The organism is Seongchinamella unica (genome assembly GCF_004354085.1).
In the GTDB taxonomy this organism is placed as follows: Bacteria; Pseudomonadota; Gammaproteobacteria; order Pseudomonadales; family Halieaceae; genus Halioglobus; species Halioglobus unicus.
The window spans coordinates 525,781-549,679 of the sequence record NZ_SMSE01000001.1; the positions used below are offsets into that span (position 1 = coordinate 525,781).

Below are 23,899 nucleotides of genomic sequence, written 5' to 3' on the forward strand. Positions count from 1 at the left end.
CCCTGACTGACTACGATACACCACTGTCCCGCAGGGTTGTCGACCAGGTTTTCATGGCGATGGCGATTTCCCCAGGGCCAGGTTTTGCACTCGCTACGACGAGACCGCCGGTCTGCTCCTCCAGCCACTCAAGAGTGCTGATAGTAACGTTCAGAAGCTCCTGCTCTGACGCCACCTGCAGACCCTCCCGATGCGTTTCCTCGTGCAGGGAAATATTCGCTCGCTCCTGTAACCATTCGTAGCTCGCCGCGTCACGCTCTACCACTATTTTTCGCAGCAGTGTTGGATGCAGACGAAAAGACTCCCCCGGCAAGGTGGTCAGGCGGTCCACCAGCTCGCGGTCTCCGGGCTCTGCCCGGGGAAAATAGGTGCGATAAGTATATAGCAGCTGTACTGCCGGCAGACTCATGCCTACATTGGAACGGGCGGTGACCGGTGCTTTGGCTGTGACCCCGGCTACCTCCAGAAAATCATTGATGACACTGCCTCCGGGGAAAAGGGCGCGATCATAGGCGCGTATAATGACGTTATCGCGACCGAAAATTTCGTCGTAGATATCAATGCGGCGCTTGAAGTTAACCACGATTTTATGATCAAGCGGAATAAAGCGCTGTTTCAACTTTTCCTGAAAAGCGCTCTCCACCCTTGAGTGCAGCGGACGTATGTAAAGCACCAGTCTGATCTCGGTAAAGTACTCGCTCAACTCAGCCGCCAGGCTGGCACACTCCTGGTGATTAAGCAGGCTGAAGGATTCCGCGGAAAGGATGACGGTCGGCTTGGTCGTCTCCCGCAGGCGACGCCGAAACTGGGTCAGCGCCTGCTGCTGTTTGCCCACCAGTTGCTGCTCGCTCAAGTTTTTGCCACGGTAGCCGGGTAATCGCCCCAAACGGGTGTGAAACGCCTCCAGCAATGTGAGCGAGGAGTTTGCCCGGCCTGCCGAAAAATATTCTATCGCCGGATCATCCAGGTGCTGGTACAGATAATCCTGAATCGCACTGGAGCCTGTTTTGTGCATTCCACCGTGCAGAATGACGGTGCGGGGACCGGTTGAGGCCCTTGCCACTGCCGCCGGTCGCTCTCGCCAGGGCGCCACCCAGAACAACATCAGCATTCCCGGAATGGCCAGCACGGCACACAACAGGAAAAACTGAACCCAGCCCACCTGCTCGACAATGATGCCGGTGCTGGCGTTGGCAAAGGTGCGCGGCAAGGCCGCCAGGGCAGTAAAGAGGGCGAACTGGGCGGCGGCGTAGACCCTGCTGGTTTCCCGGGCAATAAAGGCAGTAAACGCCGCTGTGCCCATGCCGACCCCCAGGTACTCGAAACTGATGACGGTGGCCAGCAGCCACAGGGAATGGCCAACCTGGGCCAATACGGCAAACCCCAGGATACTCACTACCTGCACCACACCGAACAACCAGAGGGCGCGGTTGATCCCCAGCCGGATCATCAGGCCGCCACCGAGCAGGCCGCCAATGATCGCAGGCCACAGGGCCGCATGCTTGGCCACCGCGCCTATCTCGGTCATGGAGAATCCCAGATCGAGATAAAACGGCGTGGCCAGGGCCGTGGCCATGTTGTCACCGATTTTGTACAAAAACATAAAGCCCAGAACCAGCAGCACGCCCTGCCAACCCCGGCGCTGTAAATACTCCCGAAAGGGCGCAACCACGGCTTCGCGCAGCCCTGCCGCCTGTGGGTACTCGGTGTCCGGCTCGGCCACCAGAAGCGTCATCACAACACCCACCAGCATAAATCCGCCGGTGATCCAGAACACGCTATTCCAGGGCAGGTGGTCCGCCAGGATCAGCGACAGCGACCCCGGTACCAGGCTGGATATGCGGTAGGCCTGAACGTGAATAGAGTTGCCCAACCCCAGCTCCTCGTCCGGCAGTATTTCCCGCCGATAGGCGTCCAGGGCGACGTCCTGGCTGGCACTGAAAAAGGCCACGGCAAATGCAATCCAGGCGATAACGGCGGTATCCCGGGCCGGCACGAAAGCACCCAGTCCCGCGATGCTCAGCAGCAGCGCCACCTGGAAAATCAGCATCCAGCCGCGCCGACGCCCCAGAAAAGGCGGCACCCAGCGGTCCATGAGCGGTGCCCACGCAAACTTCCAGGTGTAGGGAATGCCCACCAGCGCAAACAAGCCGATTTCGACGAGCGATACCCCCCCGTCACGCAGCCAGGCAGGCACCAGCTGAAACAGCACATACAGCGGCATGCCCGATGCAAATCCGGTGAACACACAAATGAGCATACGCCGGTTGAACACCGATGCTCGCCAGTCGCCCTTCCCCTCAACCAAGATCGACAGCCCCTGTCACTGCGCCGGGTGAGTTCACTCTACGTCGAAACCCAGCTGGCGAACAAACTCAACGTCAGCCGGGTCAAAAATGGACAGGTCGTGATTGCGAAAGCGCCCCATGGTCGCTGGCGGCGACACCTTGTCAGCCAGTTGCGCCATTACCTTCTTGCTGATCTGGATGCCGGCGAATTCCCGCAGCGCTTCCAGTTCCCCTTCCGGGTCCAGGCACAGGCGGTCAAAACTCAGGAAGTGGAGGCGATGCCCAAGCCGCTGCCGGAAACCCTGCATTCGTTTGTGCGAGGCAATCCAGTAGCGCAACAGGTTCCGGGGCGTGGGGCTGGTGTCTCCTTCCAGCATCAGGTCGCCCCAGAAATACTGCAACTGGTTGTGATTGTCGCTGAATGCCATATCCAGGCCATTACGCATCACGTACACAAACTTCATCTGCGGGAAACAGCGATCCAGCTGGGGCAGTAACACGTGGGAGTTGGGCTCTTTCCAGCCCCAGTGTTCGTCCCGGCGATTCCTCAGTGGGGCTGCGAGCAGGGATTCCCTGGCCTGCAGCAGTTGCTCCCGGGGGATGACCGGGCTGCGGTCATACTGACAGGCAACGTCCAGCAGGGACCTCAGCTCCTGGGTGAGTTCCACGCCGTGACGCATGCCGTTGGTAAACAGCCAGGCCAGCTTGTCCATCTCTTCGTCGGACTGCAGCAGGATCGAGCGCCTGACAAACAACAGGCTGAACCAGAGATTATCCAGTGAATCGTTCAGCTCGCCGCCAAAAGAGACGCCCATCTTGCGCAGCAGGCTGATTACCAGTCGGGTGCCGCTGCCACCAACGCCACCGATGACAATCGGACTGGCGTCCCCCGACTCCACCCGGTACACGGGGGTGGCATCGGCCGCGCCCAGCACACTCCGGGACAGGATCCGGGCCGCGTGGCGCTTCTGGTAAGCCAGAGCATTACGGTAATGCTCGATCTGTTCGGCAAGATGATCCAGCAGCCGCGGCTCACGGGCCCTGATGTAGTCAGTCATCCCGGCAGCCGCTTCTTCGGACAGGTCCAGCCCGTCCCATGCCTGGTCGGGCTCGGGTTCTGGCTCCTCAAACAGGCGACCATCCGGGCGCGACAAATACTTGCGGGCGACAAACTCGTTAGCTTCCCGTGTCGCCTCGATGATTTCCAGCCGTTGCGCGGGGGACAGGACCGACTGGCTGGAAAACACGCTGGTAGAGGACGCATCCTGCTCGGCCGAGTACTCCATCAGAACCCTGTTGAAGCGCTGGTTACTGTCGGCATCATCGACCAGGCAGTTGACCATGCGCTTGTATTCGCCCGCCGCCAGCGACAGCCGCGGATTGGAGTTCTGGTCGTTGAAGTTAAAGTCCTCGCCCAGTTCCAGGTTGAAGACATGCTTCATGAAATCCCGGCGAATATCGCCCCCATGAAACTGCTGTCGCTCATAGGGGCGTACGATCAGTTTCCCCGGTTCCAGGGAATCGGACCAGGGAGCCAGGATCTTGGGAAAATCAAAGCGCTCGATCTGTTTGCGGTAGATCAGGTCAATCCGCCGGCGCTGGGGACCCGCCTTGATCTGCTGGTTGTAGCTGGCCATGATGATGTTGTCCTGACGGCGCAGGTAGACAACGACAGTAAGGTCAAAGTGCGCCGAGACCTGGGCGCAAAACCTGCGTGCCCTGGCTTCATCGGCCCAGGCCATCAACTCCGAGGAGAGCAGGATTCTGTTTTCCTTCGACTTGACCAGTCGCGGCGCCCACTCGTCGACCGACTGGAAGGACCACTCATCTTCCAGAAATCGGGGCACATGGGGTGAAAGCAGGTGATGGGCATTGGAGACGGTGCCGTATTTGGGATAGCAAACGTCGTTGCGGGCCAGTGCCCTCCGGTTTTCCCAGAAGAAATTCTGCAGTGCAGTGGTACCGGTCTTACCCATACCGATATGCAGATATAGTTTCTTCTTCATGATCTCTCTCTGTTCAAACGACGGGCCCTGGTATGGCCTCAGACGGTCACTTCCAGCGCCGCCCGGTAGACCGCATCGTGTTTACTGGCGAGTATGGCCGGGTCAAATTTCCCGGCCGCCCCCGGCACCGCGTCCTGCATTGCCTTGTAGTTTTCCCCGGCGGTGAGTAATACCGTCAACAGGTCGACCATGGCGGGGATGTCAATCTTATCACCATCCAGGGGAACGACGGCGCCCGCCATCCCCTGGGGGCCGTCCAGCATGCGGGCGATCTCTCCCAGCTCGGTGGCAAGGAAAGGCACCCCTGACTGCAGGCACTCAATAATTACCAGCGGAAAACTTTCGCCGCGGAATTTCGACGGCAGAAAGCCCAGGTCCGCCACCGCAAAGTACCCACGGACATTGCGCTGGAAACCTTCCAGGTGCACGTGCGCGGGCAGCGCTTCGGTTTTCAGCCGGTCATACTCGGGCCCATCGCCCACCAACAGCAGGTGCAGATCCCTGCCGGTAAGGCGACGGGCCCGGTCTACCACCTCAATCGCTTCGCGCCAGCCTTTCTCTTCCATGGCCCGACTGACCAGGGTGAGGACAAACGCGTCCTCGGGGATCCCCAGCGCGCTGCGCTGCAGTGGCTCGAAATCGGCCAGTTCCAGGGCATTGTCGATACGTTCCAGCCGGGCATAGTCCAGCAACTGGTGACGGCGGATGGCGTCGAGGTTCTTCTCCGCCACATAGATCAGCCGGGCGCTGCGTTTGACCAGCCTGGGCAGAATCGGCTTGAGGTCGTATTCATTGATGGTTTCGTACATCCCGTGCAGGGTCACCACCGTCTTGCAGTCCACATCCTCGGGCAGAATATCCAGGATAGTGCTGTCCATCCAGGCGTGGTGGGAGTGAATCACCTCGATGTCAAAATCGGCGATAATGCGTTCCAGCTGGCTGAAATCCGAGACGATCGGTATATCGGCTCGCAGCCGGCGCCGCACGCCTTCCAGCCTCGGCTCCCGGTCACAGTCCAGATAGGTCACGTTGTAGCCGCTACCTTTCATGATATTGGCGAGACTCACCGGGAAAGTCTCTCCCCCGCCGGAGCAGAAGGCGTAAGACGCCATCAGCAGGTTCGGGGCGCGCCGGGCCTCGCCCTCGGCAATCCGGGCGAGGCTGAAGCAGGATTCCAGCGCCTCGTCGCTGTAGTCTCCGCGGGTCTCCCGCCAGTGAATTTCCAGATTGTCCCGCAGGGTCTCGAAGACCGAGTCGGGCACCTCGAAATATCGCTGTACGGTGCGGGCTACCAGTTCGTGTTCACGGTAAAAAGCGTCCTGCGAGTAGGAACCGACCGAGGTGTTTTCACCGTGGATCCGGTAGTAATTACAGGCCTCCGGTGAGTAAGCCAGCATGCCACCACGCAACAGGTGCAGGTACAACACCCAGTCGCCGCAGGTTTTCATCTGCCGCCATTCGGGGTCTGCCAGTATCTCCAGCTGGCGGGGGGTGCGGAACAGCGCTGAGCTGACGTTGGGCACGATGTTCTTGACCGCGAAAGCCTCGCGAACAATCTGTGGGCCGGTCGCCAGGATGGTGTGATTCCAGCGCTGGGGGTCGATGTCGTGCAGATACTCATTGATGGACCAGATCTGCCGTTCGCCTTCGCCATCCATGAACACGGTACGGGCATAGGCCAGCATGATGGCCTCATTTTCAAAATAGGGCACCAGTGTGGCGAGGAAGTTTTCGGTACACCAGTCGTCACTCTCGGCGATCCAGACGATGTCTCCGCGGGCCAGGTTGAGCCCCCGCTCCCACTGGTGAAATACACCGCCGGAGTTCTCCTCGTTGATCACCAGCGTCGACTTGTCCGGGTAGCGCTGGTGGTATTTCCGCAGCAGGTCGGCGCTTGCGTCGGTCGAGGCGTCATCCAGCAGAATAACCTCGAAGTGCTCATAGGTCTGGGAGAAAATCGATTCCAGCCGCAACTCAAGGTAGTCGGCATGGTTGTAATTGGGCACGATCACGCTGACCAGCGGGGCGAACTCCTCAGTTGCTTCCCGCTGCTGGTACAGCATTGGCGATAACAGGCCACTACTTTGTGGCGTGTGCAAATCCCTCGGGGCTACCCCGAACAGGCGATTGGCCAGGCGAAAGACCGGCCGCACCAGCCGCCGGATGGTCCAGGCAACACCGGGATGGCGCAGGCTCATACGGTGGTAGACCAGGATGGCTTTCAGGCGGAACTGCACCCAGTTACGGGCAAGCGAATCCCGCAACCGCTGCAGCCTGAAGCTGAGACTGCGCAGCGGCCGGGTCAGCTTCCAGGAGGTGGAATTTTCCATCTGCCGGACCCGCTCGATAAACTCATCCCGCTGGTCGAGATAAAGGTCACGTTCCCCGCTCAGTTGCAGCGTTTCAGTCTCCAGCTGGCTCTTTTGCTCGTTGAGCTCCACCATGCCGAGCCGGTTCGCCTCGGCGATCTCCGCCAGGCGGGCAATCTCGGACTCCTGCGCGTCCAACTGCTGCCGCAGCGCCCGGGTACCCTGTTGCGCGTTGGCAAGCTCATCGCGCAGCGGGCTTACAACCTGCTGGTGCTCCGCCTGCATGCGTTCGCCGTTGTCCTTGAGTTCCGCCACCTGCTGCTCACAATCGGCAAGCACTTCCGCGGACCGGGTCAGCGCCAGCCGGTCTTCCCGGGCAGATTCGCTAAGGCGTGAAAACGCGGGGGCGACAATATCGCTGATGCGCTGGCGGGTATCGTCCCGCTCGTAAATCCACCGGCACTGGTCAATGACGCCGGGCAGAGTAGCCCTGGCCTCGCCTGACAGCTCACGGGCACACCCCCACAACTCCAGCAGTTCGGGGAATGCCCTGGCCAGTTCACTGCGCGCTTCTTCAGTGGCGCTGCTGCGGTACAGCGCCGGGTCCACGAAGCTGTCGCAGAACTCCGCTGCCACAGCCGGGTCGGGCTGCAGGCCGGTAAAGCCCGCCAGCGCCGGCAGCACCTGTTGCGGCTCGGTCAGTAGCGCCTCGTATGAGAGGTAGAACACCGGCAAGTCCCTGCTGGCCAGCAGGGACTGTGCCGTGAGCGAAAACCACAGCGCCGCGCCCTCCGGCAGGCGCCTGCCAAACTCGTAAAAGTCCCGGTTCGACGCGGCCCGCCGCTGCTGGGACAGGGCAACCTCCACCGGGTTCCTGAGGGTATGCAGGTAGAAAATGTTTTCCCTGGCGTAACCGGAATCGACCAACACCGCGTCCCAGAACGGCAGCAGCTGGCAGATGCGGGGATCCTTGATGACCGCAACCGCGGCCTCGCCATAGATGCCGGCAACGAGGTCGCGGGCTGTATCCCGCCAGCCCCCCACGTCTCTGTCGGCAAGCGCGGCGGCGCCATCAAACAAGGGGTTGTCCCAGCTACCGCCCAGTTCGGCGAGCAGGGCGTTGTTGAATGCCACGATGTCCGGGTGCTCGAAGAAGCCCTTGCGGTTTTCCTCGTTGGCGTAGTGCTCACCCAGGCAGACGTCAGCCCCGAGGGCTTCGGTGGCCGCGGCACAGAGTGAGGTGCCGGACCTGTGTGCGCCAAGGACGACGATCAGTTTTCGGGGATTTGCCATTCGAATCCAAAGTAATCCGGGCTACTTTACGTCCGGTAATATTCGGCCGCCATTATACGCACATAGCCTAGACTTTTTTTAGAATTGTCGCGCAAAGCAGACCCAAATTTCCCCAGAACGTCTGCGTGTAAAGACCGATAGTCCTCAACCCGGAAAGTCGCTTTATAACGCCTTCTTGACGCCATTGTTTGAATACGAGTAACAAATCGCGATTGTGTGTCTCAAGCAACTCGGCACAGGCCTCCAGGGCGGCAATATTGCGGTCATTCCAGCAGCGATTTCTGCCGCCCAGAACACCCAAATATCGACTTATACGTCGTCCCATTCCGGTATTCGCCCCGATCTGGTTACCGGCGTGCTGCCGGTAACTCACGTAGGGCTGCGGATCATAAATCACCTTACCGCCGGCACCGCTGATCAGCAGGTAAGCCCACCAGTCATGGCTGACAGCGTCCCGTATCCCGGCCCTGAGCAACAAAGTTCGCGCGGGATCATTCATGACCATGGTATTGCCTCCGCCGATATTCTGTATCAGGGCATTGGCGAAAGCGGCTTTTTTCCTGAACAGGGGAGACAGGCCGGTGACCTGGCCTGTTACGGACAGTGACCGCGTTCTACCACAATATAAGGTGGCCAGGCGATCATCGGATTGCTGCATTTTTGCTATCGCCCGGGTCAGCTTGTCGCTATCCCAGATATCATCCTGGTCCGCGAAGCAATAGTAGTCAGCGACAATATTTTCATCACAAAGGAGGGAGAGAAAATTCTTCGCAGACCCGCTGGCCGGCCCCTGGCGCAAATGCAGCCCAGGGGATTTGTTCGACCGGGCTATCGCTTGCAGCATTTCCCAGGTGCCGTCGGTTGAAGCGTCATCAGAGACGAATAAATTGACTGAGACACCCTGCTGTCGGTCAATTGATTCCAGTTGCTCGGCCAAAAAGTCGCTGCCATTATGGGTGCACAGCAGGACAGCGACTTCTGGTTTGCTGCCGGTCACTCCTGTTTGGCGTAGGGCGCCAGGATTGCTTCAACCGCCTCGTGGTCGATGATGACATCATCAGACATGTTGAACTGCCCGACATAGTCCTTCATCGCCAACTGGATGTATTCAGCCTCCAACTCTTTGACGATGTCGTCCTTTACATCCTCGAACGACTTGTAGGATTGCTCCTGGATTCCGTCGAGGCGAATAATATGGATGCCGAATTCGGTTTGCACCAGTTCCGAGTAATCGCCTATTTTCTCGATGGTGAATAGCCCCTCGGTGTAGGGCGGTGTCACGCCTATTTCGCCAAACTTCAGCCAGCGGTCAAATTTGCCCTGTTTCTCGGCGGCGCCCGGTTCGCCGGAATAGGTTTCCACCATCTCGACAAAGTCAGCGCCCTCGCGCAGCTGGTCCAGTACTCCCTGGGCCTTCACCAGCAAGTCATCTCTCACCACCCCTGGCGGGGCCGAAAAAAGTATGTGGGACGAAATACGGCGTTCCGGAATCAACGCATACTTATCACGATTGAGGGTGTACTGCTCTTGCGCCAGTTCGGTAAAGTCAGGGACTTCCACCTGATCGCGATACCAGCGCAAGGCAAAATCCCGCTGGTAGGCTTCGAGGCCCAGCCGGTACTGCCAGGTGACATCCGGGTCCTGTTCGGCAATGTTTTCCGCCTCGGCGGCCAGTTTCTTGTTGGCCAGAGACAGGTTAAGCAATTCGAGCCGGTCTCCGTCGTCGCCAATCGCCGAATCCCGCATCTGCTGGGTCCAGCGACTCACCAGATAGGCAAGCTCGCTTTCGGTTAATGCGAATTCGCCATCCTGCACGACAATATTCTGCGCCATGGCAGGCAGGGCTGGAACTACCAGCAGCAGGGCACTAAAAAGACACTTCAACATGTTCATCTGCAGCAACTATGCTCCCAGTTTCATAAAATCACACGATAAAAAAAGCCGACACCCGAAGGTGTCGGCTCTTGATACTACGCTTTACTACCCGTGTTTACGGAGCAGACTGCACACGGCTGTGCTCAACGATACGGCCGTAGTTGGAACCCGGGTTCGCAGCGAATGCACGCTGCCAGGCCACGAAGCCAACAATCGGGGTATCACCGATAGCACGGTCCATACAGTTATACGCCTGAGCGTTAAAGTCGATGTCACAGATCATCAGGTTGCTATCCGCAGGCTCTGTTGACAGGCTCGCCCAACCAAACTTGGCGCCATCCGGAGTATCTACAGAGATGGTTACCGGCGCGTTCAGCACAGGCGACTCACCCCACTGAATGACGTTAACTTCGTCCTTCAGCGCCTTGGGAGTAGAGATTACCGGAGGCTGGGGAGACACAACCAGGTCACCTTCCTCAACGACAATGCCCTGCTCTTCACGATCGTAGACATCGAATGTGGCTGTCAGCGGAATATCGCGGAAGTCACAAGGAACCACGTCACCAACCGGAGAAGTCGGGTTAGCCGCATTGGCGATATCGGCTGCGGTTTGACGCAGACAGGCATCAGGACCTTCTGTGAGGTAAGCACCCAACGCGAGCATGGTGTACTGGCCCGGGATGGTAACAACCCAGTCAGTGTCCACAGTCGCACCCAGGGCTTCGATGGTGTTCTTGGACCAGTCGTTGATCAGCGCTTCTGTACCCAGAATCGCACGCAGTTCATTGTACTTACCGCGAGGGGTACCAGCTGCGCCTGTAACGAAATCCAGAGGCGCACCACCGTTCAGGTCGGGATGGTCAAAGCCCTGGAAGTCACCAGAGAAGATACCCTGCTGCTGGTTGGTCATTGCTGGACCATCCATGAACCCTGCAATGTGGATGGCGTTGTCACCGAATTCCACGCCAGTTTCGTCGGACTTGATGAAGTAGGACACCTTCAATGAGTCAGCGGATGCCACGTAGGAAGTGGCCTCCAGAACCTCACCGGCTGCTGTAGTGGTGAACTGGTGAGTCGTCTCAGAGTCGATCACCCCGCGGTCTGTCAGATCCGCAACGCCTGTCCCAAGTACGTTGGCGAAGAAGTTATCGCGAACGTCATCACAGTTGGCGGGAACGCCGTCAGCGCCATGCTTGGCGGCCTTGGCGATCGGCGCAGTTTCGCTGTCAGGCGAACCCATGCTGATGATTTCGATGTAACCAGTTTCCGCGCCTTCGCGATAGATCGGAGGCATGGTGAACTTGTTGTCGCCAGTGTTGTAGTCCGGTGCCGTACAGCTGTTGTCGTTGGATGTCCAGGTGATGTCATCACCGTCCAAGCCAATGAAACCGGTGTACACGTCCTGCGGAGACAGGACAACGTTAAAGTCCAGGGCATCCATCGAGTCAACAGCGCGACGGAAGCGGAACTTCAGCACCTGGGTCTGATCGGAAGTGTTGATGATGTTAACACCGGTGGCATAACCATCCATCACGGTGTAGTAGGGGACGATTGCCAGGTCACCGAGTTCGGTTTCTGAGGCAACAGTCGCTTGGGCGCTTACCGCGCCCGCGTAGCCAGCGGAGGCCGCAGCAACTGCTGCTGCCAGGCCAAGAGGCTTAAAGTTTACGTTCATAAGGAGACTCCTAATATTTAGTCTTTTTTACAACAATTTAACACGTTGCTAGCGCTATTATTGCCAGCTGCAGCCAGCTGTCAACCTACAAAACAGCTAATAGTTGGCACCAAACCACCACTCACCGTCGACAAGGATCCACCTCTCGTGCAGTTCGCGGGGCATCGCACCTAACGCTTTAGCCGCTGCAGAGGTTTGTTTGGTTGGCTTGGACATGACCCGAACCACCACACTCGCTACAGCTGCAGAGGGATCATAGTGAGTTACCTCAATCCCTGTCAACTCCCAGTTCGCCGTATAGGAAAACTTTTTGACATACAGTTGCTTAGGGAAAACTTCTCTGTAAGCAGGCGAACTGTACTCCCAGGCCTTGCCCCAGTCGTGGGCAATGCGCGCCTGCCAGCGCGCCTCAACCCGTGCTTCCAGGGTCGCGATCTGCTCAGGCGTCAGCTCAGCGCGTTCGGCACAGCCCCCCAGCCAGAGACCGACAACCACCAGCACAGACCCGTATACGATACGTAACATACTGTTTTTGTTAACCATTTGAGAAAAGAGGGCGCGATTATACGCGAATATTCCGCCGCTGTGTATGACTCTGGGGGTCACGCCAGGCCGACGGCGAATTTGTGCAGAGCAGACCACCGTGGGCGAAGCGTGCGGCACCCGCCGTCCGCTGGAATGAGCACGCTGCCACCATCCGATGCATTACCGGCTTTGTGCGCCTGCGGGTCGCGCAACTCACGGTTCGTGAAAAGTACCATTTACCGATAAACGGCGCCAATCACAGATTGCCAGGGTCAATAAGCTCCAAATTACGAATCCGGGCTCGCATCTCTTTACTGACGTCCCTCAATTCGGACTCGTTGTACAGCGCCCGCGGGGTAATGATGACCAGCAACTCGGTACGGTTTGAGGTGTCAGAGTCCGTACCAAAAAGAGACCCAATGACCGGGATATTGTGCAGCCAGGGCACCCCCTGGGAGGCGGTGCTGGCATTCTCGCGGATCAAGCCCCCCAGCACGACAGATTCATTGGAGCGGACCGCGACCCGACTCTCGATATTTCTCTCGAGAAAGGCACGCTGACCGGTGGCAGCGTCGATTTCACCGACATCGGTCACCGACTGCATCACATCCATGGTCACCAGACCACCCGCGTTCACCGAGGGCCTTACCTCCAGCTTCACCCCGGTGTCGCGATAGCTGATCGACTGGGTGACCCGTCCGGAGTCACTGGCCAGTGATTCCGTTTGCGAATCAATAATAGGCACCTGATTACCCACATGAATGTACGCCGAGTGATTGTCGAGCACCATGACCGAGGGTGAGGAAATGATATTCAGCAGGCTTTCCTTGGCCAGTGCATTCAATACCGCACTGACGTCGCCAATGGAGTTCGTCACCGTATAGGAGAACCCGGGCGCAATGGATGCCGGAGCGGTCGCGTCAGCGACACTGGAAAGGAAACCCTCTCCACTGTAATCACTGCCGAGCCCGTTCTTGAATGTCCACTCCAGTCCATAATTGAGCTCGTCGGTCAGGCTTACCTCCATGATGCTGGCTTCGATAATCACCTGTGTCGCCACAACATCGAGTTGGTCAAGGGCGGACTCGATCAACCTGTACTGCATTGCCGTGGCGTATATCATCAGCGCATTGTTATCGTCATCTGCAACCACCCTCACATCGGCAACCGCGTCTCGACCGCCAGACATACCCTCGACGGTCATGTTGGTAACGGTCGAGCCCGACGACTGCCGCCTGTTACCAAATGAACCGCCAGCGGAAGAACCCACCGTTTCCGGCGACATACCCGGCGCAACACCGGCCTCATCGCCCGGACCTCGGTCGCCGTACTGGCCGCCACCGGCCTGGCCCGAGTAAATGCTGTTGATCAGCTTTGCCAGCCGGCTGGCCGTTGTATTCTGTACCGGGTAAACATAAAGACGCTGATCGTACTCGGTGTAATGGGCGGCATCGAGGCGCTCAATCCACTCCTGAACGCTATCCAGGTAGTGAGCGCGCGGCGTCACGATCAGGATACTGTTCAGGCGTTCGACTGGCACTACCCGAATCATGTCCTTCAGGCTACCTCCACCCTCCTGGGTGTTCATCATCGCCTCCAGAGCCAGCGAGACTTCTTCAACGCTGCTGTTCTCGAGCGGAAATAGCCCCACCGACATGCCGGCCAATTGGTCCACATCGAAGGTCGAGACAATATCCAACCAGCCATCCAGCTGGGTCCGGGTACCGGCCAGCATCAGCAGGTTGCGCGACTTGTCGACCCGGACGAAAGCAGACTCATCCGCTACCGGCTTGAGAATTTCCGCCATGTTGGCCGCACTGATGTAATGCAAGGGCACAATGACGGTCGAATACCCTGCCGCGGTGTCTCTGGGGTTATTCAACCGGGGTGCCAGCTTGGTGCCGCGATTACTGCCGGTCACCAGATAACGGCCATCGGCGCCGCGGATCATGATGGTATTGTTGGCCTTGAGCAACGACTCGAGCACGTTGAGCAACTGGTCGCGTGGAATCGGGGTCCGGGTGCGCAGGGTGACCTGGCCCTGAACCGGGTGATCCACCACGTAGTCCAACTTGAGAATATCCCCCATGATGGCGTGAGTCACCTCACTCAAGGGCGCTTGCTCGAAATTCAGGCTTACATCGTCACCGATGAAACGGATTGGCTCCTGCTGCTCGGGCATCTTCACATGCCGGTCAGTACCCTTGTAGACCACTGCCTGCTGAGTGCCCTTTTCATCCTTCTCATCCAATGCGGTGATCGCCAATTCGGAGGCCGACGAGGCCAGGCTGGCTTCTGCTTCTGCCGGGGACTCGCCCGACGCGACATCCATGGATGTCGTGCCACTGATGGTGGTACAACTGCTAACCAGCAGCAGTGGCGCAATTGCAGCGATAAATCTCGAAGTTTTCATTCCTGTCGGCCTGTTCATATCGTTTTGATTTAAGTCTTATTGCTGGGAGCGCGCCTTCCCAGGGTCAGGGTGTCGTTGCTCTTTTTTTGCGTAGCACCAGGTTGGCTTTTTGCTTTCCTGGCCTCCCCTGCAGAGCCATCAGACCCAGCGGGAGCTGCTTCATCACCAGACTGTGGCTTCTCAATAGCGCCCTGCCTCAACACCAGACTGGCCTTGCGATCACCCGTGCTTAACAGTGCCTCAGTAGGCTCTACCGATTGCAGCTCCCAGCCGTTGACTTCCTCACCGACCATCACCCGGCGCTTCTTGCCCTTGGCCAGCACAATAATACCAGCGGCGTCACCGCTACCGAACACGCCGGTGAGTTTTACCCCATCGATCTTGCCTGGCTTCTGTTCTTCCGATGAGTCCGCCTGAGCTTGCGCCACCGATTCCGCCTCGGACATTGCTTCCAATGGTCTTCTGCCTGGCCAGAACAGCGGGCGGGCGGCTATCTGGGCCCGCATCTCCGGGTCAATTTGCTCACTGATCCCCAACTGGATTACTTGCAGGGATTTTGCCCGCGGTTGCACCGGGTCGGGTACAAAGGGAAACAGCGACCTGAAACCACCCCAGAGGAACTGTACGATGAGCAGCAGAACGACAGCGATTAAAACCAGCTCTACGCGCCGCTCGGCACGCAGCGGATTTTCCAGATTGCGGTAGCGATGGCCCAGGTTCATATTACCGACCTCAGAGACAACAACTTGAGGGAAGCTGTTGCGTCCTGCACTGCAGCTTCGCCCTGGCGAGCGCGCTGGCGAGTGGGCCAGATGTCCAGCGACTCTACGATAACCAGCGGCGCGAATTCAGCAAGCTGCACCAGAGCCCGGTCCAGGCTGGCAACATCACCGGCAACGGTCAATTTTACACCGATGTAATCAAACTTCTCTTCCTCCCGCACCGGCATGACCTGGCTGTTACTCACCGTGAGGCCAGCATCTTCCAGCAACTGGCGCACTTCCGACTGCATGGCAGCAGCCACCGAGGTTCTCTCTGCTGTTGCAGGATAAACCAGCCGCGCATTCTGTTGCTGTACCAGACCAGAGGATTCACGCAGCTGCTGCTCGACCTGCTGAATACCTTTCAGGCGGGCGATTTTTGGGCCTAGCCTGTCAACATCGGCAGCATATTCCACCCGGAGCCCCCAGGCGCCGAACAGTACATTGAGGTAGAGCAAGACGGGCAGCACCAGGGTGGCGCCACAAATGGCAGCGCTTCGGGGGTGAGCTTTTGCCCAGGCGATCATATGGCAGCCCCTTTCAGCTGGATTTTCAGGTGAAACTGTTCGAGGTTGGTACCGGGTATCTTGCGTATCGCACTGGCGGCCGTCACCGCAGCGTACTCGGTTTGTTTGGTCAGCAACTGCATCACACCAGCGGCATCGGCCGCACGGCCGCGCAGGTCTATCTCCTGGCCATTCACGGCGAGTCTTTCCACGTAAGCATCGTCCGCCAAAAGCTGACTGAGCCTGGCCAGCTCGAGGTGCGGGCTGGGATAGCGGCGACTCACTTGTTCAACCGCCCCGGTCATTTCATTGGCAGCATTGAGCGCATTACGCATTCGCGTCGCCTGTTGCGCTTCCCGCTCGGCAACTACGGCTATTGCCTCCAGATTTTCCAGCTCCAATTTTTTGAAACCCGCGCCACTAGCGGCTACCAGCAGCAGGACAAGGGCCGCCGCGCCCAGCATCGTAGCGACCTTGAACAGGCGGCGACGATAGCAATCTTCCCTTCGATGCTCACCGAAGCCACGGACGACGATCATCCTGTCTTCGACTTCGACCCAGGCCTCCTGGGCCTGGGCGTCGTGACTGCCGTACTCATGGCCGATATAGGTCATCGCCGAGCTCAGGGATACGATGACCAGAATGAGATGCAGGAACTGCTCATCCCGGGTGACCAGGGTCCAGCCATAACCGGTGTCGGCGGCGGCAAAGGGACTGCTGGAATTTACCTCTAATGCGAGCACGCTTTCCAGGTCTGCTTCAACCGCGGCCGGCAGCCGTAACGTTCTGGTTAGCACCAGTTCGTCAGGCAAAACTACCGCAACACAGCTGGTTTCCACGTCACTACAGGGCTGGCCCGCCTGGTAACAACTCACGCCAGAGGGAGAACGGAGGCTTACCGGTTCGTCGAGATGAGAGCGTACCGGCGAATCGTATGCCCACAAAAGCTCTCGCCAGGCAGCCTTAAAGTGCTTGCCAACGTTGCGCATATCATAGCCGAACAGCTCCCAGTTCTGACCCGACTCAAACATTCAAGGCCCTCTCCATTATTCGTTATGTGGCCACGACTCGCGGGGCCTCTGTCCGCACCACGCGCCATGGCAGGCTGGAATCGCCGCCTGACTCTCGCCGCAGCCACCGGCGACGCAGCCAGGTTCTACCGCCGTATTCGACATAGGCGTCGGCGCGAAACGCTCCGGTGTTGGTAGCGCGCCTGGTGACTCGACTACCTCCAGCCTGAGACATGGCTTCCCGGCGCCTGCCAATAGAATCCGACTGCTCTGGGTTGAGCGCTGTCAACACTTCCATCATATCACCGGGAGAGGCACTCCAGTTCATGCTACCCGAGGTCCAGCTGCCGACAGCGACATAGTCACGAATGCCATCCAGCAAGGCACGACTGACACCGTCGACCCGCAGTACGTCTTCCAGAGAATAAAATGTTCGCGAGCCTGCCCTCGAGAACCTTCGTTCCTGTTGCGCCCCCTGATTGAGGCGCCACTTTACCACATTGTCTGCTACGATTTTCGCCTCCCCGGTCTCCAGCCCTCCCGCAAAACTGAACAGCGCAGCCATGACCTGCTCAGAGGCTTTATTGAGATCAACGAAGCCAGAAGCCGGGGCGATTTGAACTCTCACCTCGAGCTCTCCAAGGCGATGCCGGGTGTCAGAAATCATCGGGCCCTGCCCGCTGGATTCAAAACCCTGGTCACGCTCCATCATGGCAAGGTAAATAGCCCCGTCTCCAGCTGCGATTGCCTTTGCTCGCGCCAGGTGGATCTGGGTTGTACGGGTATCGATTCTGGCGTGGGCGACAATACCGGCAACCAGCAGCGACATGCCTGCGATAAACCAGACCACGATGGCCAGAGCCACCCCGCGCTGGGCAACCATCAACGCTGTACCTGCATGATCAGGTCGGGCCAGAATCTTCCCGAGGACTTGATTTGCAGCCGCAACAGGGCTGGCGCAGTCGCGCTCTCTTTCCGGTCCTGCTGCCAGTCCAGCCAATACTGTTCCCTGACAGCGACAGAGAATTCCTGTATCTCACTGACCAGGGTTCTGGCCGGGGCCTGGGCCCAGAGCTCCGCATCTGGCCTCGCTGTGCTGGGCTCCAGCCAGCGCAGCACGAGTTGATCGCCCTCCTTCGCAATACGAACAACGTGCGCCCCGCCATAAGCCTCGCCAAACAGTATGTTGGTTTTCCACTCCACGGCACCCTCTGAAAGACGGAAGTAGGTCGCTTCACGAGCGCCGCCGCCCATGGTCAAACCGCCCTTGCCACCCACTATCGTGGACTCCATCAAATCACGCAAAAACTCGCTGACGGTGCGAATCTCATCCACCCTGGAAGTCGCCCGCTCGATGGAGACCTGGGTGTTCCCCAGCGTTCGCATCCCGGTCACTGTTGCCAGCAACACCATGGTGAGAATAGTGAGGGCCACCATGACCTCCACCAGGGTGAAGCCGCGTTCGTTGCTAGCGGCGTTCACGAGAGTAGGCCTCCACCACGGAATTCAGGACGATTTCCCGTCGCTTGCTGCCATCAAACCAGGCGACCCCCACCTCGATGTCGTGCAACTGGGCCCGGCCCATGCCGCTGCGGCGCAAATCGCGGGGCTGTGATTCCACCCGCCACTGGTAACCTGCCGCCGTTTCACCGGTCGCATTCACGCCCTGCTGGGGTACCATCGCGTTGTCCGCCAGCAGCGATCGGGCCAGCTCCACCCCATAGGCGTAACGCTCCGAGGTACGCACGTTGCGCGTTGCACCGCTGGCCGCCTGGTAAAGCGAGCCCAGCGCCAACGCCAGTATGGAGATGGCTACCAACATCTCCAGCAATGAAAATCCGCACTGGCGACTAGTTGGCGTCATAGCTACTCTGGGATACTCCGCCCATTAACCAGTCCACCGATATGCGCACACCCCGCCCGGTGGGAGTCGCGATATCCACGTCACCCCCGGTGGAACTCCCTTCCGGATAAAAGCGGATAACGCCGAGATTTTCGCGATTGACCTCTTCTGCCGTGGTAACAGTCAACTGGAACCCTTCCGGGAGCTGCTGGATATCGTCAGCAAAACTTACCTGCCGGCGCCCGGGATCGAACGCCACGTCCTGCGCCCTGCCCTGGTCCACCGCCCGGTGCCGGGCATCGGCCAGCGTGGTCAGCACGTCGCGCACGGCCTGGCGATACTGCATGGATTCATACATACGAATGGAACCGGGAACGGCCACGGCCATCAACAGCCCGACGATGGCGAGAGCGACCATCATCTCCACCAGGGTAAAGGCGAGCTGCCCCCGTCTGGAAAAACTGGGTTGGAGGGCAGTCATGGGGGGGGTGACGTTGACGCGACGGGACGCGTTACTTCCAGTTCCCGACGTCGGCGTCCTCGCCCTCGCCACCGGGAGAACCATTGGCGCCGTAGGAAAAGATATCCACTTCCGCGTGTTCTCCGGGATACTTGTAATTGTACTCGCGGTTCCACGGATCCAGCGGCACGTCAGACTTGAGATAGGGGCCGTTCCAGCCGCTGGCATTGCCGGGTTTTTTCACCAGCGACTCCAGTCCTTCCGAGGTGGAAGGGAAACGACCCACATCCAGCTTGTACATTTCCAGTGCCTGCTCCAGGTCCTTGATCTGGATACCTGCGGTCTTGGTCTTGGCGCCGCCGAGCTGGTTCAGCACCTGCGGACCCACCAGGCTCATCAACAGGCCGAGAATGGCCAGCACCACCAGCAGTTCCATCAGGGTGAAGCCTCGTTGGCGTTGACTGCGATTTGCTTGGTGACGGCTCATTGGTTTCATTCCTATTTCTCTGGAGATTGGCGAATCAGCCCATCTCCTGGTTTTGTTCTTCCTGTAGCCTGCCACGACAAAGACGCGACGGACTTCCCCTCCTGGTTTTCCGGCATCAAACCGCCAGGTTGTTTACCGACAGAATCCCCATCAGGATGGCAATAATGATTACCGCAATAATCGCCCCCATGGTCAGGATCAGTACCGGCTCCAGCAACGACAGGCCGCGCTTGACGCCCGACTGCACGTGATCATCAAAGACCTTTGCCAGCTCCAGCAACATCCTGTCAAGACTGCCGGATTCTTCGCCCACCCGCACCATCTGTATCACCATGGGAGTGAACATACCGGTTTCCTCCAACGCCACCGACATCCGCTTGCCGGACTTTACTGCCGGCGGCAGTACCTGCAGGGAATCACGGATCACCCTGTTGTCAACAGTACCGATGGCAATTGATATCGCCTTCAACAGAGACACCCCGTTACCCACCAGAGTTCCCGTAGTCCGGGCAAATTTTGACACTTCAAATTCGAAGATAATTCCGCCGGCCAGCGGTAAACGGAGCATGCGCCTGTCAATCGCCGCCCTTCCTTCCTCCGTTGCCGACCAGTTGCGGAACGCTATGCCACCGCCAATCAACACTATCGCCAGCAACCAGCCCCAGGACTTGATGAAGTCGGCACCGCCGAGCACCATCCGGGTCAACCCTGGCAGGGCATCGCCCATATCTTCGAACAGGCTCTCGAACTGGGGCACCACAAAGCCCAGCATCAACACAATGGAAAGCACCGCCACCACCAGCAGGATGGCCGGGTAGATCAGTGCCGAAACCACGTTGTCACGATTGGCCTTGGCGTTCTCGAGGTACTCGACCAGCCGGTCCAGTACTTCCGAGAGCTGGCCACTGGCCTCCCCCGAGCGCACCATGCTGATATAGAAAGACCCGAAAATCTCTTCGTGGGGCAGCATGGCAGAGGACAGCGGCTTGCCGCCTTTTACCGCCTTGAGCAATTCATTGAGCAGCAATTGCATCTGCGGCTGGACCGCCATATCAATCAGCACTTTCAGCGCCCGGTCCAGGGGCAGTCCGGCACGCAACAGCACCGCCAGTTCCGAGGTCATGGACAGCACATCCTGGCGACCGGGAGGTTTGCCCCGGGACTTCTCCGTTTCGGCCAGGTCACCGCCCCGCTCCAGCTTCAGCAGTGTCAGGCCCTGGGAACGCAACTGGCGGGTGGCGAGTTCCTGCCCGTCGGCCTCGATAACTCCCTGCCGGGCTTTACCGTCCCGACCGACCGCCTTGTAGGTGAACGAGGCCATACGTCAGGCGGTCACCGGCTGTGCCGGGGCAAGGTCCCCGGCCTCGGGTGTCGCTCCGGTCTCGCTCTGGTCCTGGGTCACCCGCAACACTTCTTCCATCGACGTCAGGCCCGCCGCAACCTTGCGCAGTCCGTCCTCATAGAGTGTGACCATACCCTGTCGCCGGGCAGCCGCATGCAGCACAGTGGCATCGGCGCCGCTCATAATGACCCGATGCATTTCATCATCCAGCGGAAACAGTTCATGAATCGAGGTGCGGCCGCTATACCCGGTGTCCATGCACTCAGAGCATCCCACCGCGCGGTAGACCTCACGCTGCCCGGAGGCCAGGTAAGCGGCAATGCCGGACTGGGCGATGGCCTCGTCGGAAAGGCTCACGGTTTCCTTGCAGGAACCGCACAATCTGCGCACCAGGCGCTGGGCGAGCACCCCGTTCACCGCCGATGTAATGAGGTAGCGCTCCACTCCCATATCCTCAAGACGGGTAATGGCGCCGGCGGCGGTGTTGGTATGCAGGGTCGAGAGCACCAGGTGACCGGTCAGTGCCGACTGCACCCCGATCTGGGCAGTCTCGGTGTCGCGCATCTCACCAATCATGATGATGTCCGGGTCCTGGCGCAGAATGGAGCGCAGGGCGCGGGCAAAGGTCAGTTCAATCTGGGGCTGCACCTGGATCTGGTTCACGCCCTGCAACTGATACTCCACCGGATCTTCAACGGTGATGATTTTCAGCGAATCCGAATCCAGCGAGGCCAGCGAGGCATAAAGTGTGGTGGTCTTACCGGAGCCGGTGGGGCCGGTTACCAGCAAAACACCGTGGGGCCGGCTCAGCAATTCCTGGTAACGCTTCAAGGTGTCCTCGCTGAACCCCATGTCCGGCAGGCTCAGGCGGATACTCTCCCGGTCCAGCACCCGCATAACAATGCTCTCACCGTGCACCGTGGGTATTGTCGATACCCGCAAGTCCAGTTCGTGTCCCTTGACCCGGGTCATGATGCGGCCATCCTGTGGCAGCCGCTGCTCGGCAATATTCATCTGCGAGAGCAGTTTTATACGGGAGGCGATGGCGGGCGCGAGGCTTGGCGCCGGGGCATCCGGATGCTCCTGCAATACGCCGTCCACCCGGTAGCGCAGGTGCAGCCCATCCTCAAAGGGCTCGATGTGAATGTCCGAGGCCGACATATCCACAGCGCGGTGGATAATCTGGTTTACCAGACGAATGACCGGCGCCTCGCTCGCCAGATCCCTGAGGTGCTCGATGAATTCATCGTCGCTCTGGCCGGCAAACTGGTCGTTCAGCTCGTCCTCTTCGTCGCCCGAATCGGCTTGCAGATACTGCTGGAATGCGCGGTTGATATCCGACTCAAGACCCAGCACGATCTCCACCGGCTTTTCCAGCGCCATGCCCAGAGCCTTGCTGAGGAAAGGATCTTGGGGAACGGCGGCAGCGAATTTCACCCGTTCTTCTGACCGGGCGACGGGCACTACCGCATTGGAAAACAGGAAATCCTCAGCCACCTCGTCGAGCCGGATCACCTCTTCCGGGTAGTCCGCCGCCGCCAACAGGGGAATGCCCAGCTGCCGGCTCAGCACCTCGGCAAAATCCAGCTCGGATACCAGGCCCAGCTTTACCAGCACCTGGCCGAACATCTCGCCCATCTCGCTCTGGGCCAGCAGCGTGCGCTCGACATCCCGTTCCGAGACCTTGCCCTGTTCTACCAGCAGTTCGCCGATTTTTTTCATCGCCCACCTGTGCCACTGCACAAAATTCAACCGCGTTTCAATAACATACGCGGCAAAGTCCGCGCCATTGTAGCACTGCTAGGACAGAAAATGAGCGTGAAAGTTGCGGCCCCGAGACCGGCCCGGGGCAATTGAATCAGGTGAGCGTGGTTACGCTGTGGTGATCATGCGACTTCAAAAAGTCCCGCGGCGCCCATACCGCCGCCGATACACATGGTAACCACCACCAGTTTTGCCCCCCGGCGTCTGCCTTCCAGCAGGGCGTGCCCCACCATGCGAGCGCCGCTCATGCCGAAGGGATGACCGATGGAAATGGAGCCACCGTTGACATTGAGCTTTTCATTATCAATACCCAGTTCGTCGCGACAGTGAATGACCTGGCAGGCAAACGCTTCATTGAGTTCCCACAAATCGATATCGGCTACCGACAGGCCGTGGCGCTCGAGCAGCTTCGGTACCGCAAAAACGGGACCTATTCCCATTTCGTCTGACTTGCAGCCGGCAACCGCCAGACCGCGATAGATTCCCAGCGGAGACAGTCCCTTGCGAGAGGCCAGCGCCGCGTCCATCACCACACAGGCTGAGGCGCCGTCCGACAGCTGTGAGGAATTGCCGGCAGTGATGAATCTGCCCTGCTTCACCCACTGTCCATCCTTGAACACCGGCTCCAGCCCGGCCAGGCTTTCCAGGGTTGTAGACGGGCGATTACAGTCGTCGCGATCCACCACCGCATCCTCGTAACTGGTTTCCTTTGTCTCCCGGTTGAACACGGCCCTGACGGTGTTCATGGGCACAATCTCGTCGTCAAAGAGGCCCGCGTCCTGGGCTGCGGCGGTCCGCTGCTGGCTTTGCAGGGAGTAGATGTCCTGGGCCTCGCGGCTGATGCCGTAGCGCTCGGAGACGACCTCGGCCGTCTCCAGCATGGGCATGTAGGCGGTCTCATCGATTGCCGTTACCGTTTTGGACACATTGCGGTAGGCATTCTTGTGCTTGGTCTGCACCAGGGAGATGGACTCCACGCCACCGGCTACGGCGATATCGTATTCATTGCACATGATGCTTTTTGCCGCCGTGGCGATAGACATCAGCCCGGAGGAGCACTGCCGCTCGATGGACATGCCTGCAACGCTGTCCGGCAGGCCGCCGGCTATGCCACTGAGCCGGCCAATGTTGTAGGCCTGGGTGCCCTGCTGGGCGGCCGCCCCGAAAATACAATCATCCACTTCGGCCGGGTCGATTCCCGCCCGTTCCACCGCGGCCCTAACCACGTGACCGCCCATGGCCGGGGCCTCGGTGTCGTTGAAACCACCGCGGAAGGACTTGGCCAGACCGGTTCTGGCGGTGGATACAATCACTGCTTCTCTCATGGTTTATCTCCGCTGAA

At 59.1% G+C, this 23,899-nt stretch carries 19 protein-coding genes; all 19 read right to left on the reverse strand.

From position 1 onward, the window contains the following. Positions 1-10: 10 nt before the first annotated feature. Positions 11-2,308: an AmpG family muropeptide MFS transporter gene (locus tag E2F43_RS19495; RefSeq protein WP_338054576.1), complete on the reverse strand. Its 2,298-nt coding sequence runs from the start codon at positions 2,306-2,308 to the stop codon at positions 11-13. A gap of 33 nt (positions 2,309-2,341) precedes the next feature. Beyond that, entirely contained in the window at positions 2,342-4,294 is a 1,953-nt protein-coding gene (locus tag E2F43_RS02425; protein ID WP_133209274.1) for a sulfotransferase family protein, read from the reverse strand. A gap of 38 nt (positions 4,295-4,332) precedes the next feature. Then, on the reverse strand, positions 4,333-7,896 hold the full coding sequence (locus tag E2F43_RS02430; protein ID WP_133209275.1) for a glycosyltransferase: 3,564 nt from the start codon (positions 7,894-7,896) through the stop codon (positions 4,333-4,335). 67 nt (positions 7,897-7,963) lie between these two features. Continuing rightward, positions 7,964-8,893, reverse strand: coding sequence for a glycosyltransferase family 2 protein (locus E2F43_RS02435; protein ID WP_133209276.1), 930 nt, complete (start codon positions 8,891-8,893; stop codon positions 7,964-7,966). Further along, complete coding sequence (locus E2F43_RS02440; RefSeq protein WP_165954160.1) at positions 8,890-9,783, reverse strand: peptidylprolyl isomerase; 894 nt, start codon at positions 9,781-9,783, stop codon at positions 8,890-8,892. The genes E2F43_RS02435 and E2F43_RS02440 overlap by 4 nt, the downstream gene beginning before the upstream one ends. A 103-nt stretch (positions 9,784-9,886) precedes the next feature. Continuing rightward, positions 9,887-11,446: a hypothetical protein gene (locus E2F43_RS02445; protein WP_133209278.1), complete on the reverse strand. Its 1,560-nt coding sequence runs from the start codon at positions 11,444-11,446 to the stop codon at positions 9,887-9,889. A gap of 96 nt (positions 11,447-11,542) precedes the next feature. Next, positions 11,543-11,971 (reverse strand): hypothetical protein, encoded by a 429-nt coding sequence (locus tag E2F43_RS02450; RefSeq protein WP_238946709.1) that lies wholly within the window; start codon positions 11,969-11,971, stop codon positions 11,543-11,545. Positions 11,972-12,227: 256 nt separating this feature from the next. Further along, positions 12,228-14,384: a type II secretion system secretin GspD gene (gene gspD / locus E2F43_RS02455; RefSeq protein WP_133209279.1), complete on the reverse strand. Its 2,157-nt coding sequence runs from the start codon at positions 14,382-14,384 to the stop codon at positions 12,228-12,230. A 29-nt stretch (positions 14,385-14,413) separates the two neighbouring features. Further along, on the reverse strand, positions 14,414-15,106 hold the full coding sequence (locus E2F43_RS02460) for a hypothetical protein (RefSeq protein WP_133209280.1): 693 nt from the start codon (positions 15,104-15,106) through the stop codon (positions 14,414-14,416). Then, a complete protein-coding gene (gene gspM, locus E2F43_RS02465) occupies positions 15,103-15,672 on the reverse strand; it encodes a type II secretion system protein GspM (RefSeq protein ID WP_133209281.1) in 570 nt (189 codons plus the stop codon). Before gspM ends, E2F43_RS02460 begins: the two co-directional genes overlap by 4 nt. Further along, a complete protein-coding gene (locus E2F43_RS02470; protein ID WP_133209282.1) occupies positions 15,669-16,682 on the reverse strand; it encodes a PilN domain-containing protein in 1,014 nt (337 codons plus the stop codon). Before E2F43_RS02470 ends, gspM begins: the two co-directional genes overlap by 4 nt. A gap of 22 nt (positions 16,683-16,704) precedes the next feature. After that, a complete protein-coding gene (locus E2F43_RS02475) occupies positions 16,705-17,544 on the reverse strand; it encodes a general secretion pathway protein GspK (RefSeq protein ID WP_133209283.1) in 840 nt (279 codons plus the stop codon). Beyond that, positions 17,544-18,143 carry a PulJ/GspJ family protein gene (locus tag E2F43_RS02480; protein ID WP_238946710.1) on the reverse strand — a complete coding sequence of 200 codons (600 nt, stop codon included), beginning with the start codon at positions 18,141-18,143 and terminating at the stop codon, positions 17,544-17,546. The genes E2F43_RS02475 and E2F43_RS02480 overlap by 1 nt, the downstream gene beginning before the upstream one ends. After that, positions 18,130-18,525, reverse strand: coding sequence for a type II secretion system protein (locus E2F43_RS02485; RefSeq protein ID WP_133209284.1), 396 nt, complete (start codon positions 18,523-18,525; stop codon positions 18,130-18,132). The genes E2F43_RS02480 and E2F43_RS02485 overlap by 14 nt, the downstream gene beginning before the upstream one ends. Further along, positions 18,512-18,985, reverse strand: a complete 474-nt coding sequence (locus tag E2F43_RS02490; protein WP_133209285.1) for a prepilin-type N-terminal cleavage/methylation domain-containing protein — start codon at positions 18,983-18,985, stop codon at positions 18,512-18,514. Before E2F43_RS02490 ends, E2F43_RS02485 begins: the two co-directional genes overlap by 14 nt. Positions 18,986-19,016: 31 nt before the next feature. Next, positions 19,017-19,451 (reverse strand): type II secretion system major pseudopilin GspG, encoded by a 435-nt coding sequence (gene gspG / locus E2F43_RS02495; RefSeq protein WP_338054577.1) that lies wholly within the window; start codon positions 19,449-19,451, stop codon positions 19,017-19,019. Between the two features lie 115 nt (positions 19,452-19,566). Continuing rightward, complete coding sequence (locus tag E2F43_RS02500; protein ID WP_133209287.1) at positions 19,567-20,772, reverse strand: type II secretion system F family protein; 1,206 nt, start codon at positions 20,770-20,772, stop codon at positions 19,567-19,569. A gap of 3 nt (positions 20,773-20,775) precedes the next feature. After that, a complete protein-coding gene (locus tag E2F43_RS02505; RefSeq protein WP_133209288.1) occupies positions 20,776-22,515 on the reverse strand; it encodes a GspE/PulE family protein in 1,740 nt (579 codons plus the stop codon). Positions 22,516-22,679: 164 nt separating this feature from the next. Then, positions 22,680-23,882 carry an acetyl-CoA C-acyltransferase gene (locus E2F43_RS02510; protein ID WP_133209289.1) on the reverse strand — a complete coding sequence of 401 codons (1,203 nt, stop codon included), beginning with the start codon at positions 23,880-23,882 and terminating at the stop codon, positions 22,680-22,682. Between the last annotated feature and the right edge of the window lie 17 nt (positions 23,883-23,899).